Below are 16,514 nucleotides of genomic sequence, written 5' to 3' on the forward strand. Positions count from 1 at the left end.
GGGGGATGCATGGAAAAACTGCAAAAGCTCGACCGGTTTCTTTCGGATAAGATTCTCTGGTTTACCATCGCCTCCCTGCTGCTAGGCATCTTTTTCTGCAAGCCCTTCAGCGTGCTGGTCCCCTTTACGCCCGTGATTTTTGCAGCCATGACGTTTATCAACACGCTGGGATGCAGTTTTCGGCAGATTGGACATGTGGCAACCCACCCCATCCCCGTGCTGGTAGTTTTGGTACTGCTGCATCTGGTGGTTCCGGTTTTATGTCTGGGACTTTGCACTCCGCTGTTTCCGGACAATCCGCTGTTTACCACCGGGCTGGTGCTGAACTTTGTGCTGCCCACCGGTGTAGTTTCCCTGATGTGGGTGACCATTGGCCGGGGCAACCTGCCCCTGTGCCTGTCGGCCCTGCTGCTGGACACGCTGCTCTCCCCTCTTATGGTTCCTTTAAGCATGAAGCTGCTGGTGGGCTCTATGGTGGTGATGGACGCATCGGGCATGATGAAGGATCTCCTGTTCATGGTGGCGCTGCCCGCCACCATCGCCCTGCTGTGCCACCGCATCCGGGGCGGACAGGCCGCGGAACAGTGGAAACCGCGCCTTTCTCCCTTTGCAAAACTTCTGATGTTTCTCATCATCGTCTCCAATGCCACAGGCGTGGCTCCGTTTTTGAAATCTGTCACCCCCACTCTGCTGGCGGTCATTGTGGTGCTGGTTGGCCTGTCCGTGTTTTCCTACTTTCTGGGCTGGTTTGTATCCCACCGCCTGATGCGGTTGGACTTCCCCTCTGTGCAGACTGTGACAATTGTCACCGGCGCTCGGAACATCAGCGCAGGCGCTGTGCTGGCAGCGCAGTATTTTCCCCCGGACGTGCTGTTTCCCGTGGCCTTTGCTCCGATTTTTACCCAGATTATGATGGCTGTTGCGGTGAAGCTTCTGCGAAGAACCAAAGCCGGACAGGCGGATCAGGCGGCTTGGGAGGCAGAATCGGCGTCTGCGCCCCAGTAAAGGCTTTCTCCGAATGCATCCGTTCCCCCAAAGCAGCTGAGCTGCTTTGGGGGCTTTTTTGTTTTCAAAGAGCGCCGCAAGCAAAATTCCCTCATATCCGCAGCACCTCTTTCATACGCTGGGAATATCATAAATCAAGCGGGCGAAGGTTGACGTGCGTTTTGCTGTCAACGCCCCCGGTGTCGGATATAAGGAGGATGCGGTATGCGAAAAATGCCGACAACAAGACCGCCCAACACGGTCCCGACCTACTGCCGGATTCTGCGGGGAACCGGCCCCGCTTCCATTCGCCAGCATGTGGGCTATCTTGTCTATATATGGACCGTCTACGGCGACGGCTTTTGGATGTACCCCACGGAGGTACACGGTGGAATTCTGTACGGCTACATATGGAAATCAGCCCATTATGAATATTCCCAGTTGCGCGTCTCACTGGTAGACTGCCTTTATTAACGCGCCCGCTGCGCCCCTCTCGCGCGCGGGCGTTGGTGCTTTGGACCAAAACATATAAGAGTTCATGCAAGGAGGGATTCTATGCCCCCACAGCCGGTGCGCCTTGAGAAGTTGACCCGGTTTGAATTCAACGAATTTACCGAAAGCGGCTTGCTGGAGGTCATTGTCAAATACAACGGAAATCTTCTAAGTATCGGCGCGCTGCTTGGCGCCGATATTGAACTGCTCAGCCCCGATTACGCCATCATCACCCTGCCGGTGGACCGGCTGGCGGAGCTTTACGGATTTCCGCAGATTGAGTTTATCGAGCTGCCCAAGGTCCTTACCTTTATGCTGCGGAACAGTTTGGAGAACGCCTGCGTCCCTCCCGTCCAGCGGCCCGACACCTTTGGACTGACGGGCGCCGGGGTCATTGTGGGCATCATTGATTCCGGCATTGATTACACGCATCCCGACTTTCGGAATCCTGACGGCAGCACTCGGATTCTTTATCTCTGGGACCAGACCGCCGCAGGGTCGCCTCCGGCAGGCTTTCGCAGCGGCACAGAATACACCAGTATTCAAATTGACGAGGCTTTGGCAAGCCCGAACCCCCGTGCCGTTGTTCCCTCCGTGGATACTGCGGGCCATGGAACGGCGGTGGCGGGCATTGCCGCCGGAAACGGGGCCTCCAGCGGCGGCGTGGAAGTGGGCGTTGCCCCGAAGGCAAGCCTGATTGTGGTAAAACTGGGCCACACAGGAAACGAATCCTTTACCCGTACCACGGAAATTATGCGGGGAGTGAAATACCTGTCTGACAAAGCGTTGGCGCTGAACATGCCCCTGAGCATCAATCTCAGCTACGGCACCAACAACGGCTCTCACACCGGCGATTCCCTGTTCGAGCAGTACTTAAACTCTATGTGTGAGCGCTGGAAAACCGTTATGTCCGTGGCCACCGGAAACGAGGGCGGTGCGTCTCACCACTACCATGGAAAGCTTTCGGCCAACGAGACTTCCACCATCGAGTTCGCCGTCACGGGTCTTCCCCGGCGGCTTTACATGACCCTGTGGAAAAATTTTGCAGACACCGTTACGTATGAGCTGCTCAGCCCCAGCGGAAGGTCCACGGGGATTATCCAGTCCCTGCAAAGCGTTACCCATACGACGCTGGACGGCACGGAAATCTCTGTTATTTACGCCCAGCCCAACCACTACACCGTTCAGCAGGAGGTCTACTTTCTCTTTTCCACGCTGGGAACAGGCGTCTCTTCGGGGGTGTGGCGATTGATTGCCCGGGCGGGTGAAATTGTGGACGGAGAGTTTAACATCTGGCTTCCCACCGTGGAGGATGTGACCCGAAACACGGCCTTTCTCCGGGCCGACGTGAATCTCACGCTGACCCTGCCCTCCACCGTCCAGAATGTAATTTCCGTGGGGGGGTACAACGCGATGCTGCGCATCGCCACCGTGTTTTCCGGGCGGGGCGCCTTGGGTGAAAACGGCCTGCGCATCAAGCCCGATCTGGTGGCGCCCAGCGTCAGCGTCCTTACCACCCGGGCCGGCGGCGGGTATGACGCCTATACCGGCACCAGTATGGCCGCCCCCTTTGTAACGGGGGCGGCGGCCCTGATGATGGAGTGGGGCATTGTCATGGGAAACGACCCGTTTTTATATGGCCAGCGAGTGAAGGCCTTTTTACGCAAAAGTGCCAACCGGCAGTTTTCAGCCGTGTTCCCCAGCAACCAGTGGGGCTACGGTGCGCTGAGCGTTTGCGAAGCCATGGGAGATTTGGTGGAATATACAAGGACGGGGGGCGCGTTTTCATGAATGGGACGGAGTCCGCCCAGCAGCCCCCCAACTCTTCCGATGCGGTGACGTTTGTCCTGCGAAAAAATGCATTTATCGACCAGCTTCTTCAAAACACCCCCGCTATTCACACCACGCAGCTTCTGGCCGGAAGATATCTGGTCTGCTACACGGACACGGTGACCTTTAACAACCTGATCAGCCAGTTCGGCTCCAGCTTCATCAGCTACATCTCCTTGGTGCTGGGCCTTCTCGACAGCGCAAACCTGTCGGCCGCGGGCATCATTCAGGTCCAGCAGCAGCCTTATCTTGATCTGCGGGGGCAGGGCGTGCTGATGGGCTTTGTGGACACCGGCATCGATTATACGCAAAGCGCGTTTCGCTATCCCGACGGCACCAGCAAAATTCAGTATCTCTATGACCAGACGGTGGACGGACCATTTCCCGAAGGATTTTTTATTGGTACCGAATATACCAATACGCAGATTAACGAGGCCCTGCGCAACCCAGATCCCTATGAGCTGGTCCCTCAAAAGGACGAGAGCGGCCACGGCACTTTTTTAGCGTCCGTGGCGGCGGGGACCGCGTCCGGGGACTTTATTGGGGCCGCGCCGGAATCGGAGCTGATTGTGGTAAAGCTGCGCAAGGCAAGTCCCTTTTACCTTAATTGGTTTGCCGTTCCGTCGTGGCAGCAATACGCCTATGAGTCTACCGACATTATGATCGGCGTGGAGTACATTGTAAAAAAAGCCCGAGAGCTGGACCGTCCAGTGGTTATCTGCATCGGCCTTGGCACCACCTTCGGCGCGCACGACGGCTTTTCTATTTTTGAGGAATACCTCAGCAACATCGCAAACCTTCGTGGCGTTTGCGTGTGCACCGCCGCCGGAAATGAAAGTCAGGCCCGCCACCATATGCAGGGTACAATTGTCGAAAAGGGCTCCACCCGAAACATTGATTTAAAAGTGGGCGAAGACGCGGGCAACGTCATCCTCGGTATCTGGAACACCATTGCGGACAAAATTTCTCTATCTGTCCGCTCCCCCACGGGGGAGTTGGTGGGACGAATTCCCTCCCGGCCCGGGGCCTTCAGCCGCTCCAATCTGATTTTGGAGAAATCCGCAGTTCAGGTGGAGTATTACTTTCCCTACGAGAGTACAGGAAGCCAGCTCTCCTCCGTAAACATTTATAACGCCACGCCGGGTATCTGGACAATCACGCTTTACGGAGACATTATTCTTGACGGTACGTTTCACGCCTGGCTGCCCCTTACCGGTTTCGTCTCTCCTACGGTGGAGCTTTTGTCCGCCACGCCTTATTATACCGTCACCTGCCCGTCCACCATGTTTGGCTCCATTAGCTGCGGCGCGTACAACAGCACCACCGGCAGCCTTTATCCCGACTCCTCCTGGGGGCCCACCCGGCTGGATCGGATGGCGCCGGACCTCGTGGCCCCGGGGGTAAACGTGGGGGGGATTTTTCCCACGGGCCCCGGCACCATGAGCGGAACCAGCGTGGCCTCGGCCATTACGGCGGGGGCCTGTGCGCTGATGATGCAATGGGGCATTGTGGAGCGAAACGACCTTTCTTTTAGCACCTATCAGATTCGGGCCTATTTAATCCGCGGCTGCAACCGCAGCCCCACCATGACCTATCCCAACACCCAGTGGGGATATGGTTCCCTGAACCTGATTCAGACCTTTAACCTTATGCGGGAGCTGTGAAACTCCTGTTATCACGCTTTGAAAGGAGGCCGTGCAATGGCGGTCAATCCGTCTATGCAGCAATTTCTTGATTCGCCGGACACGGTGGGCTTTGTAGTGCGGGGTACCGACGATCTGGACCGCCTGATTGAGGAAAATCCGGATATTATTGCCACCCAAACTTTGGCGGGGCGTTATGTGGTGTGCTATACCACCGTGGAAGCATATCCCCGGCTGCTGACCACGCTGGGCACCGGCTATATCAGCTCTATCGCGGTAATTCTGGGTCCCTTATGCGGACCGGGCCTGAAGGAGGCAGGAATTTGTTCCATTCGGCAGCAGCCCTACATGAGCCTGCACGGAGAGGGTGTGCTGATGGGCTTTGTAGACACCGGTATCGACTATACCCAAAGCGTTTTTCGCCGGGAAGACGGAAGCAGCAAAATTCATTTTCTTTACGATCAGTCTATTACCAGCATACCGCCCAAGGGTTTTTTTATCGGTACGGAATACACAAACGAGCAGATTAACCAGGCGCTTCAGTCGGAAAACCCCTATGAAATTGTTCCCTCCCGGGACACGGCGGGACACGGCACGTTTTTGGCCTCCGTGGCGGCCGGACGGCATCAAGAGGACTTTGCCGGCGTGGCCCCGGAGTCGGAGCTGATCGTGGTAAAGCTGAAAAAGGCCCGGCCATTCGGACTGGAGCTATTTGCCGTGCCGGAGGAACAGGAAAACGCGTTTTCCTCCATTGCCGTGATGATCGGGGTCGAGTACATCGTGCAAAAGGCCCACGAGCTGAAGCGTCCTGTGGTAATTTGCCTTGGCATTGGCACCAATTTTGCAAGCCACGACGGCTTCTCCATTTTTGAGGAATATTTGAGCGGAATCGCGGCTTTGGCGGGAGTATGCGTGTGCTCCGCCGCCGGAAACGAAAGTCAAGCCCGCGGCCACACAAAAGGTATTGTCACGTCCAAGGGCGACTTCCGAAATATTGACGTAAAAGTGGTGCAGCCGGATTCAAATTTTTTTATTTCCGTCTGGAGCGGTTTTACTGATAAGCTGTCCGTTTCCGTTACCTCCCCCACCGGAGAATACGTGCCAAGAAAGCCACCCAAAGACGGCTTTGTTCTCACTTCAAACGCGGTGATGGAGCGCTCTCAGGTACGGGTAGCCAGCTATTACCCTTTGGAGGGAAGCGGTGGCCAACTTACCTCTGTCCGGGTTTTGAACGCCACGCCGGGAGTCTGGACCATTGCCATGCACGGAGACATTATTCTGGACGGGACCTTCAACGCGTGGCTCCCCATCACAGGTTTTGTCACTCCCGGCGTTGAGTTTTTAGACGCGGACCCTTACTATACGGTGACCGTCCCCTCTACCGCCACGGGCGTCATCGGCTGCGGAGCCTATAACAGCATGAACGGAACCTTGTATCCCAACTCCTCGTGGGGGCCCACCCGACACGAGCAGGTTACTCCGGACCTCACCGCTCCGGGCGTAAATATTGAGGGCTTTTATCCCACGGGGCGGGGCGTGATGAGCGGAACCAGCGCAGCTGCCGCCATTACCGCCGGGGCCTGCGCGCTACTGATGCAGTGGGGCGTGGTAGAAGGCAACGAACCCGCCATGAGCACCTGTCCTATCCGCGCCTATCTCATCCGGGGCTGCGACCGCACCCAGACCCAGTCCTACCCCAACCCCCAGTGGGGCTACGGAACGCTGAACCTGCTGCAATCCTTTCAGCTTATGCGGGAAATGTAAGACAGCATCAAACATCGCCGCTGTCACCTTGAATTCACATCACCTTGCAAAATTTCTGATGTACCCTGCTATTTAAAATAGCGCGGTATTTTCCCGGCACTCACGATTGGAGGCGTTTTCCTTGAACGAGGAAGAACTGAGGGAATTTATCAACTCCCCCGACACCGTTGACTTTATTGTCCGGGGAAACGACATCCTGGATAGCTTTCTGCGGGAGAATCCCAACGTTGTGGCTACCCAGACTCTGGCCGAGCGGTATGTGGTCTGTTATGCCAAGTCCAGCGAATTTTTAGATACTCTGAGCCGGATGGGAAGCAACTATGCCAGCTCCATTCCGGTGGTATTGGGCCTTCTGGGCCGTCCGGAGGTAGAGGCCGCCGGCATTGGGGGCATCCATCGCCAGCCGTATCTGGGTCTGCGGGGGCGGGGCGTTCTGGTGGGCATTGTGGACACCGGCATCGACTATACTCAGCAGGTGTTCCGCTATGAGGACGGCACCAGCAAGATTCAGGCAATTTTTGACCAGTCTACGGTGGGCACGCCCCCCGAGGGGTTTTTCATCGGCACGGAATATACCCACGCCCAGATTAACGAGGCTTTGGCCTCGGAAAATCCCTATGAGATTGTTCCCCAGCGGGACACTGACGGACACGGCACTTTCCTGGCCTCCGTGGCGGCGGGGCGGGAGGTGGGCGACTTTCTCGGCGCCGCGCCGGATGCGGAGCTGGTGGTGGTGAAGTTGAAACGGGCGCGCCCCTTTTACACGGACCTGTTTGCCGTACCCTCGGATCAGCCAAACGCTTTTGGCTCAACCGCCGTGATGATCGGGGTGGAATACATTCTCAAGAAAGCGCAGGAGCTGAACCGCCCCGTGGTCATCTGCCTTGGAATCGGAACAAATTCCGGCAGCCACGACGGCTTTTCCATCTTTGAGGAATACCTCAGCGAAATCTCCAATCTGGTGGGCGTGTGCCTGTGCATTGCGGCGGGAAACGAAAGTCAGGCCCGCCACCACACACAGGGGAAAATTTCTGCCGTGGGCGAATTTCAAAACATCGATATCTCCGTGACCAACGAGTCCTCCGTTATTTACACCACCATCTGGAGTGGAGTGGCTGACAGGCTTTCCGTCGCCGTCCGCTCCCCCACCGGAGAACTGGCCGCCAGAATCCCACCGAAATTAGCAGCCATTACCACCACCAATCTGGTTTTCGAGCAGTCCTCCGTTCAGGTTGGTTATTTTTTTCCCATCGAAGGAAGCGGCGGACAGCTCACCGTCGTGCGGGTAAACAACGCCATTCCGGGTATCTGGACCATCACCGTATACGGCGATCTGGTGCTGGACGGCGGGTTTAACGCATGGCTTCCCCTCACGGGTCTGTCCTCTCCGGGGATCGAATTTCTGGCAGCCAACCCCAACTACACCATCACCGTGCCCGCCACCACCGTGGGAGCCCTGTGCATCGGCGCCTATAACATAGCAGACGACAGTCTGTATCCAAGCTCTTCCTGGGGGCCTACCCGCATCAATATGATGGCCCCGGACCTATGCGCCCCCGGCGTCAACGTGGAAGGCATCTACCCCACAGGGCCGGGTACCATGACGGGCACCAGCGTGGCCGCCGCTATCACGGCGGGAGCCTGTGCCCTGATGCTGCAATGGGGCGTTGTAAACAAAAACGACGTGTCAATGAGTACCTACCAAATTCGGGCTTACTTAATTCGCGGCTGCCGACGCAGTCCCATCGTTTTTTATCCCAATACTCAGTGGGGCTATGGCGCGCTGGATTTGGTGCAGACCTTCAACCTCATGCGGGAAACCCGGTAGCCGCCAAAACCGGATTCCAGTGCGCAGCCTTGCCCCGGCCCGAAGGCCGGGGCATTTTCCCCCTTGCTTTTTAGGGGCTTTGGGGCCAATCTGACAACCACAGTCGTTTTCGCAGCGCTTTTTTGGAGCTTTTCTTTCGCGGCCCCTCTTTTTTGGGCTGTCTCTGATTTGACCAATTTTGCACATTTCCCCTCCCTTCCACCCTGTCTTGCAACTTTTGTTGGGTTCGACCAAAAAAGTGTCCTTTTTCAAAGGCCCGTCTGTAAAATATAGGAAATTAAGAGGGGGGTGCTTTTATGGAACTGGAGCAGAGGGTTTTGATGCTGCCCATCGGGTGTGTGTTTCCCAATCCGGCCCAGCCCCGGCAGGTCTTTGACCCGGCGGGACTGGAATCGCTGGCCTCCTCTATCCGGGAAAATGGAATTTTGCAGCCCTTGACCGTCCGCCGCCAGGGACCGGATCGGTGGGAACTGGTGGCAGGAGAACGGCGGCTCCGGGCAGCGGGGCTTGCGGGGCTTACGGCAGTGCCCTGTCTTGAGTGGACCGCCAACGACGCCGGAGCGGCGCTGCTGGCACTGGTGGAAAATCTTCAGCGAGAGGATCTGCACTATTTTGAGGAAGCAGAAGCGCTCTCTGCTTTTGTGCGCAAAACCGGCATTACGCAGGATTTGGCTGCAAAAAAGCTGGGGCTGTCCCCCTCCGCCTTTGCCAACAAGCTGCGGCTGCTGCGCTTGTCTCCGGAGTGCCGCCGGGTGCTGACGGAAGGCGGCCTGACCGAACGCCATGCCCGGGCCCTTCTGCGGCTGGAGGGCGAGGATATGCGGCTGGAGGCAGCGAAATACGCGGCTTCCGCGGGGCTGAACGTGGCCCAGACGGAGCGATATGTCACCCGGCGGATTGAGGCAGCGCAGCGCACGCCTTTTCGCGGGCGCAAGACCTATGTGCTTAAAGACGTGCGCCTGTTTCTCAACAGCGTGGACCACGGGCTTCAGCTGATTCAAAGCGCCGGAATCGACGCCCAAAGCCAGCGGGAGGAAACGGAGGAGGCCATTATCCTGACCATTCGCATCCCCCGGGAGACGAGGGCCAAAGCACACGGATTGTTACAGGATTGTAATGTCATTTCTCCTAAAACGTGCTATACTGAGAACCACTAGGCCTTTTTTGTTTCAATTTAGAAAGTACGGGGAGGAGTCCATGGATACTGTAATGGTGCAGGAAGCGCAGAAAAAACAATTGAAGCTGCCTTTCGCCATTGCCTTTGTGCTGCTGAGCGCTCTGGCGGCGGGATATGTCGGTCTTTGCGCCTATGCCGCCAACAACGACCAGCTTTGGAAAAACACCCGGATTCTGGGGCAGGATCTTGGCGGACTGACGGTGGCACAGGCCGCGCAAAAACTGGAGCGGACCTTCCCTGCTATGAAAATTGGCATTTATCTCTATGACGACGCGGCGTCTCAGGTTCCGGAGCGCGCTCCGGTGCCGGACGCCTATGTGGCTTTGTCGGATTTGGGAGCGGAGATTTCCGCTTCCACTGTGGCTCGCAGCGCCCATCAGGGAAATCTGCGGGGCAATTTTCTAACGCTGGGCTGGCGGTATCTTACCAACGCGGGTACATTTTCCGACACAGCGGACCTGATCTCTCTGGACAAAGAAAAGACACAGGCAGCCGCCGAGGCAGCCGCGCAGCTTCTTTCCTTCCCCAGCCAAGACACCACTTACGAACTGGGTGACGCCTCTATTTTGGTGCACATGGCCGAGGACGGCCGCACTGTGACCCCCCAGACACTTACCCAGAGCATTGAGGCCGGCGCGTGGGATTTGAACCTTGCACTGGACGTTCCCTATCTTGCCGAGCCTGCCGGGACAGTTTCCGCGCAGGAGATTTACGACCAGACCTCCGGCGACGTGAAAAACGCAGGATATGACGCCGCCACCGGCACAATTACGCCCGAGCAAGTGGGCGCTGACTTTGACGTGGCGCTGGCCCAGTCCGCGATGAACGCCGCTAAGCCCGGCAGCACTGTGGAAATTCCCGCCGATATTCAGCTTCCCGCCGTCACGGCGGAGGAGCTTGCCCCTGTTTTATTCCGGGATATGCTTGGCTCCTACACCACCCACGTGGGCGGCACCGCCGCCCGCATTGGCAATGTAAAGCTGGCCTCCGACGCCGTCAACGGAACGGTTTTGAACAGCGGCGATATTTTTGACTATAACGAGGTGGTGGGCCAGCGGACCGCTGCACGGGGCTATCTGCCCGCCCCCGCCTATGTGCAGGGGGAGACGGTGGACGAAATTGGCGGCGGCGTGTGCCAGCCGTCCTCCACGCTGTATCTGGCGACGCTGAAGTCGAACCTTGAAATTGTGGAGCGGTATGCCCACCGCTATGTGCCCGCATACATTCCCAAGGGGATGGACGCCACCGTTAGCTGGGGCGGACCAAACTACCGCTTCCGCAACGACACCAATTATCCCGTTAAGGTCGAGTCGATTTATTCCAAGGGTTATCTCACCATGTCGCTATACGGCACCAAGGTGGACGACACCACGGTGAAGATGACTAACAAAACTCTTTCCACCACGCCGTTTACCGTGGTCTACGAGGACGACGCCACCCTTCCCGCCGGGACGGAATCGGTGAAGGTCACCCCCTACACTGGATATAAAGTGGAAACGTACCGCAATCTTTACGACGGCGAAGGGAATCTGATTTCCAGCACCTTTGAAGCCAACAGCGACTATAAGGTGCGCAACAAGATTATCTTAAAAGGCCCGGCTCCCGTGGTCAGTCCGCTTCCGGGCGAGCTGCCCGGTCAGGTCATCCCCCCGGAAACACCGACCTCCGGAGAAACCGGAACGGGAAACGACGGCACGGTGACCCCCACGGATGGAACGCCCGGCACCGTCACGCCCCCCGTCGAAGAAATGCCCATTCCCGGAGAAACCGGAACGGGGAACGACACGGGCTCTGGCCCGAATGCAATTATCTCCCCCTTGCCCTCGCTGTAATCGGCGGCAAATCTTGCTGCCAGCACTTTTTAATGAAAGACTCTGCTCTGCTATACAATAACAGACAGGAAAAAGCCCCTGCTTCAATACAGATTGTATTGAAGCAGGGGCCGTTTTTTATTCACCTGAATCGACAGCGGCGACCCTTACAAAACGCCGTTGGGGCCGACGGGAATGAGCCACCCAACAGCTTCAGCACGCAGTACGACAGGTCGCGCGTTCCCTGTCTTCGGTTTAAGGCCCTTGTTTGGGCCTCAGCCCCGCTCCTTTTTCAGACGCCGAATATCCCGTCCAAAAAACGGAAGAATCTGATACTCGCCCTCAAGTCTCGAGCCAATCTGTGCCCCATACCGTCTGGCAAGCTCCTCCGGGGACAAGTTTGTATTCAGAATCACCGATCGACGTTCCAGCAGCCGGGTGTTGACAATTTCATACAGAGCACTCTGGACAAATGAGGTGGTCATCTCCGTCCCCAAATCGTCCAGAATCAAGAGGTCGCAGTGCATAATGCGCTCCACATCCTCTTCTACGCCCTCCCCCTCGTCCCGGCCAAATTTCCGGTCTTCAAACCGGGAAAATACGTGGGACGCAGTGTCGTACACCACAGAAAAGCCCGCGGCGCTGACTTCCCCCGCGATGGCGGAGGAGAGAAAGGTCTTTCCAAGTCCCGGCTTGCCGTACAGCAGCAGGTTCCCACCGTGCTTTTTAAACGCGTGGGCATAGTTTGCGCAAACCTCGTATACCGTTTCCATGTTTTCCCGGGGGGAGATGCCGTAGACCGGGTCCGGGGTCTGGTCATACCAATCCATGGAAAAGGTATCAAAGCTCTGCCCTGCCAAATCCAGAGAGCGGGACAGCTCCGCCTGCTGCTCCTGGGCATAGTATCGCTTCAGGCAGACGCACGCCGCCTCGCCCTTTGTCCCCGCGTCGCCGCACAAAGGGCAGGCGGGCTTGTACTCAAGATAGTCCGGCGAAAGACCCAACTCCGCCAGAAGCTGCACCCGCTCCTGCTGAAGGCTTAAGTTGCCGTCCCGCAGCACCGCCACTGCCGGACGGGGATCTGACCCCTTGCGCAGGGCGGAGACAATAATGCGGCTCATGGTAGAGGTCAGCTCCGCGTCGATTTCCCGCAGACGGGGCGCGCGGGCATAGGTCTGCTCCTGCCGCCTGCGGAAGGCCTCCTCCCGGCGGCGGCGGTCCGCGTCAAACCGGGCGGATGCCCGGCGCATGATTTTTCCGTCGTAGGACATTCCGCTTCCCCCTTACTCCTTGCCCCGGTGCAGCGCCTGCACATACCGGAACATCTCCTCCTCCGGCGGACGCTGATCCCGCCGGGGCTGCTGGGCCTGCGTCCGGGGTCGGTCTCCCGCCGCTACCTGCTCCGGGGTGTGCAGTCCCGCCTCGTGCCAGCGCTTCAGGATGCCGTTTATGTAAGGCCACTTCAACTCGTGGCACTTTAAAATCGTCTTTTCATAGGCCAGGGCCACCGTCTCCGGCAAAAAGCCCCACTCCTGCCACGCGGCCAAGTATTTTTCCTCCGCCCCCACCGGCGTTCTGTCGCCCAATTGAAGGACCCGCATAAAGGCGGGCAGAGCCTCCTGCCGCCGGGCGTATTTTTTCAGATACTCCGCCGCCGCGCTTTGGGTATCAAGCCCCATCCGCGCCCACGCGTATCCCTCTTTTTCAATCTGACGCAGTGTGGGACGGCGTCCCTCTCCATAGCGCAGGCGAATGCGCTCCGCACAGTGGCACACCAGAAGGTAAATCACGTCGGAAGGCAGGCCCAGATAGTCGTAAAGCCCCAAAAGTGTCCCCATGTCCGGGGTGGAAAGTTTTTTCCCCAGTTTCCGTTCCACCTCAGCGGCAAGGCCGCGAAACACCCCGTCATCCTCCAGCGCCCCCGTCACGTCCTCCTGCCGGTAGTCCGGCCGCTCATCCGCCGGCTCCGGCAGCTCCGCCGCCGGAAGAGACACCAGCTCCAACTGGCGAAGCACCAGCTCCGCCGCTTCGATGCGGGTCCGCTCCCAGCGCAGCTCTCCCGCAAGGGACCGGGGCTGGGTAAGCCCCTGATGGCGCAGCAGCGCCAGATATAAAAGGGACGCGTCCCCGTCCCCCCGCTCTAAAAGGCGGCGCAGCGCGGCCCCGGAAACGGTGACGCTCTCGTCTCCCAAATGCTTTAAAATTCCTGCCATCCGGCGCGCCTCCCCTCTGTCTTACGGCAGCGCCGCCCACCAAGGTGCGCGAAATTGCCCGTTCTTCCGGAAGCTGAACCGCCCCGGCTTTTTGACATTCCCCATTGTATACGACTTGAGCGCTTCTGACAAGCCCAAAACTTTGTCCCAGCGTGGAAAAAAGCTGGAATCCTGCGGGCATATATGATATAATGCTGACTTATAAAAATGGGTTACTATGCCGCGCCCGGGCGGCAGCTTTAAAAGAGGAGGAATCACAGGATGAATAACCGTGTCACCGTGACGATCTGCGGAGAGGATTACAATTTTGTGGCGGACGAGTCCCCGGAATACATGGAAAAAGTGGGCGCCTTTGTGTGCAAAAAAATGGACGAGCTGCTCACCGGCGCCAAGGTGGGCCGGACGGACGCCGCCGTCCTTACCGCCGTCAACATCGCGGACGAGCTGTTTAAATCCTATGAGGCGGCAGAAAAGCTGCGCTCCGAGATTAAAAACTACGCGGATGAGGCAGGCCGCGCCCAAGGTGAGGTTTCCGACTTGAAGCGGGAGGTTTTTCGTCTTCAGCAGAAGTTGGACGCTAAGACCGGCGGAAACGGGAACCGGCGCTGATGCGGCCAGAGCTTCTCTCCCCCGCCGGGTCCCCGGAGTCCCTTCGCGCCGCAGTGGAGTGCGGAGCGGACGCGGTGTATCTGGGCTGGGGCAGCTTTAACGCCCGTCAAAGCGCGAAAAACTTCTCTGATGAGGAGTTTTCCGAGGCTCTGCAATACTGCCACGAGCGGGGCATAAAGGTCTATCTGACGCTGAACACGCTGGTGTCCGACCGGGAGCTGGACGCCGCGCTTGTCTGTGCGAAAACCGCCTCCAATCTGGGGGTGGACGCGGTGCTCGTGCAGGATCTGGGCCTGTTTGACCTGCTGCACCGCGCCCTGCCGGACCTTCCGCTCCATGCCAGCACACAGATGAGCCTGTTTACCTCCGGCGGGGCCTGCGAAGCGGCAGCGGACGGATGTGAGCGGGTGGTAATCGCCCGGGAATGCTCACGGGCGGACACCGCAAACATCTGCAAAAACTGCCCCGCAGAGATTGAGGTCTTTGTCCACGGGGCGCTGTGCATGTGCTATTCGGGTCAGTGCGCCATGAGCGCGCTGATTGGAGGTCGGTCGGGAAACCGGGGCCGGTGCGCCCAGCCCTGCCGCCTGCCCTATACCCTGACGGAGTTATCCGGCCCGGACGTGTCCGGACTGGAATCTCCGCCGTCTCTGCTGGGAAATCCGAAAAAAAACACCTACCCCCTCAGCCTGAAGGACAACTGTCTGGCAGGCTTTTTAGAAGACATGGCCCAAATGGGCGTGGCCTGCCTGAAGCTGGAAGGGCGCATGAAGCGTCCGGAGTATGTGGCGGTGGTAACGGGTATCTATGCCCGCCTTCTGCGGGAGCACCGTGGCCCCACGGCGGAGGAAGCCGCCGCGCTGGAAGCCGCTTTTTCCCGCTCCGGCTTTACCGACGGATACTGGCGGGGCCTGTCCGGTCCTGGGCAGTTCGGCGTGCGTCCCGCGGACGCGGAGGAGCCGAAGGAGCTTTTCGCGCAGGCAAAAGCCGCTGTTGAAAAGGGCGGGATGCGGACGGTCCCTGTGACTATGGAGGCTGTTTTTCGCAAAAACCAGCCCTGCACCCTGACCGTTCGAGACGACGCGAACCGGGCAGGCACGGCCACCGGCCCCGCCCCTGAGGAAGCCCGAAATCGGGCGGTAACCGAGGAGGAACTGGAAACCCGGCTGAAAAAAACCGGCGGCACCGCCTATCGGTGCGAAGCCGTGTCGGTGACGCTTGAAGACGGGCTGTCTGTTTCGGCGGCAACGGTAAACGCCCTGCGGCGGGACGCTTTGGCAAATCTCACCGCCCTGCGAATTGCGCCGCCGGAGCGGCGCGTTTTGTCCGTTCCCCCTCTTGAAAAGGCCGCTGGCTATGACGGAGAACCGGCCCTGACCTGCTCTCTGGTCCGCGAGGAGCAGCTTACACCCTCGCTTTTGGCGCTGCGCCCGGAGCGGGTATATCTTCCCTTGGAGTTCTTTGAAACGATAGACGCTTTACCGCCATTTGACGGGGAATACTGCGTCGTTCTCCCTCGTGTCTGGCGGGACGGGGACGAGCCGTATTTTATTAAGCTGCTGAAGAAGGCGGAAGGTCTGGGCGTTTCCTCCGCCATGGTGGGAAATCTGGGGCATCTGCCTCTGCTCCGTAATCAGGGCTTTTTTCCCTATGGGGATTTTGGTTTAAACGTTTTTAACGGACGGGCACTTTCCTATCTGGCAAACAAGGGTCTGCAATCCGCCGCGGTTTCCTTTGAGCTGCGGGGCGCGCAGATTCGGGACATGCCGAAACTTCTGCCCACAGAGGCCATTGTCTACGGTCGTCTTCCCCTGATGCTTACGGAAAACTGCCTTGTTCGCAACGAAACCGGCTGCTCCTGCCGCCGCCCCTATGCCCTGACCGACCGCACGGGGGCCGCCTTTCCCCTTCTTCCCGCTTGGGGCCACCGGACGGAGGTTCAAAACTGCAAGCCTTTGTATCTGGGGGACCGGGACGACTGGAAGCGTCTTGGTCTGCGGTATGCCCGGCTGCGGTTCACCACAGAGTCCCCGGAAGAGTGCGTTCAGGTTTTTCGGGATTATCTTTCCGGCGGGGACGCTCCGGCGGAATTTACCCGCGGCCTGTTTGACCGGGGCGTGGAATGAGTAAACATTAGTCCTATCTGTAATTTTTTCGAGCTAT

At 58.3% G+C, this 16,514-nt stretch carries 12 protein-coding genes; 10 read left to right on the top strand and 2 right to left on the bottom strand.

Annotated elements, in window-relative coordinates:
* Positions 1-9 precede the first annotated feature (9 nt).
* The 8 genes from B2W96_RS07225 to B2W96_RS07260 all read left to right on the top strand — a co-directional run bounded on the left by B2W96_RS07225 (position 10) and on the right by B2W96_RS07260 (position 11,550).
* The gene (locus B2W96_RS07225) at positions 10-1,005 is read left to right on the top strand and encodes a bile acid:sodium symporter family protein (RefSeq protein ID WP_293009612.1); all 996 of its coding nucleotides are present in this window, start codon (positions 10-12) and stop codon (positions 1,003-1,005) included.
* 204 nt (positions 1,006-1,209) lie between these two features.
* Positions 1,210-1,458, top strand: a complete 249-nt coding sequence (locus tag B2W96_RS07230; RefSeq protein ID WP_293009613.1) for a hypothetical protein — start codon at positions 1,210-1,212, stop codon at positions 1,456-1,458.
* Between the two features lie 81 nt (positions 1,459-1,539).
* On the top strand, positions 1,540-3,267 hold the full coding sequence (locus B2W96_RS07235; protein ID WP_293009614.1) for a S8 family peptidase: 1,728 nt from the start codon (positions 1,540-1,542) through the stop codon (positions 3,265-3,267).
* Entirely contained in the window at positions 3,264-4,970 is a 1,707-nt protein-coding gene (locus B2W96_RS07240) for a S8 family peptidase (protein ID WP_293009615.1), read from the top strand. Before B2W96_RS07235 ends, B2W96_RS07240 begins: the two co-directional genes overlap by 4 nt.
* 36 nt (positions 4,971-5,006) lie before the next feature.
* Positions 5,007-6,713 (top strand): S8 family peptidase, encoded by a 1,707-nt coding sequence (locus B2W96_RS07245; RefSeq protein WP_293009616.1) that lies wholly within the window; start codon positions 5,007-5,009, stop codon positions 6,711-6,713.
* Between the two features lie 121 nt (positions 6,714-6,834).
* On the top strand, positions 6,835-8,541 hold the full coding sequence (locus B2W96_RS07250) for a S8 family peptidase (RefSeq protein ID WP_293009617.1): 1,707 nt from the start codon (positions 6,835-6,837) through the stop codon (positions 8,539-8,541).
* 296 nt (positions 8,542-8,837) lie between these two features.
* Positions 8,838-9,698 carry a ParB/RepB/Spo0J family partition protein gene (locus B2W96_RS07255; protein ID WP_293009618.1) on the top strand — a complete coding sequence of 287 codons (861 nt, stop codon included), beginning with the start codon at positions 8,838-8,840 and terminating at the stop codon, positions 9,696-9,698.
* A gap of 40 nt (positions 9,699-9,738) precedes the next feature.
* Entirely contained in the window at positions 9,739-11,550 is a 1,812-nt protein-coding gene (locus B2W96_RS07260; RefSeq protein WP_293009619.1) for a VanW family protein, read from the top strand.
* Positions 11,551-11,804: 254 nt separating this feature from the next.
* On the opposite strand, the gene B2W96_RS07265 is transcribed toward B2W96_RS07260, so the two are convergent.
* Complete coding sequence (locus B2W96_RS07265; protein WP_293009620.1) at positions 11,805-12,800, bottom strand: ATP-binding protein; 996 nt, start codon at positions 12,798-12,800, stop codon at positions 11,805-11,807.
* Positions 12,801-12,812: 12 nt separating this feature from the next.
* Complete coding sequence (locus B2W96_RS07270) at positions 12,813-13,742, bottom strand: DnaD domain-containing protein (RefSeq protein WP_293009621.1); 930 nt, start codon at positions 13,740-13,742, stop codon at positions 12,813-12,815.
* A gap of 261 nt (positions 13,743-14,003) precedes the next feature.
* Here B2W96_RS07270 and B2W96_RS07275 point away from each other — a divergent pair, with 261 nt between their 5' ends.
* Both B2W96_RS07275 and B2W96_RS07280 read left to right on the top strand, forming a co-directional pair.
* Entirely contained in the window at positions 14,004-14,351 is a 348-nt protein-coding gene (locus B2W96_RS07275) for a cell division protein ZapA (RefSeq protein WP_293009622.1), read from the top strand.
* Complete coding sequence (locus B2W96_RS07280; protein WP_293009623.1) at positions 14,351-16,477, top strand: U32 family peptidase; 2,127 nt, start codon at positions 14,351-14,353, stop codon at positions 16,475-16,477. Before B2W96_RS07275 ends, B2W96_RS07280 begins: the two co-directional genes overlap by 1 nt.
* Positions 16,478-16,514 lie beyond the last annotated feature (37 nt).

This window comes from Oscillibacter sp. UBA6647 (assembly GCA_002455655.1).
GTDB lineage: Bacteria > Bacillota > Clostridia > Oscillospirales > Oscillospiraceae > Oscillibacter.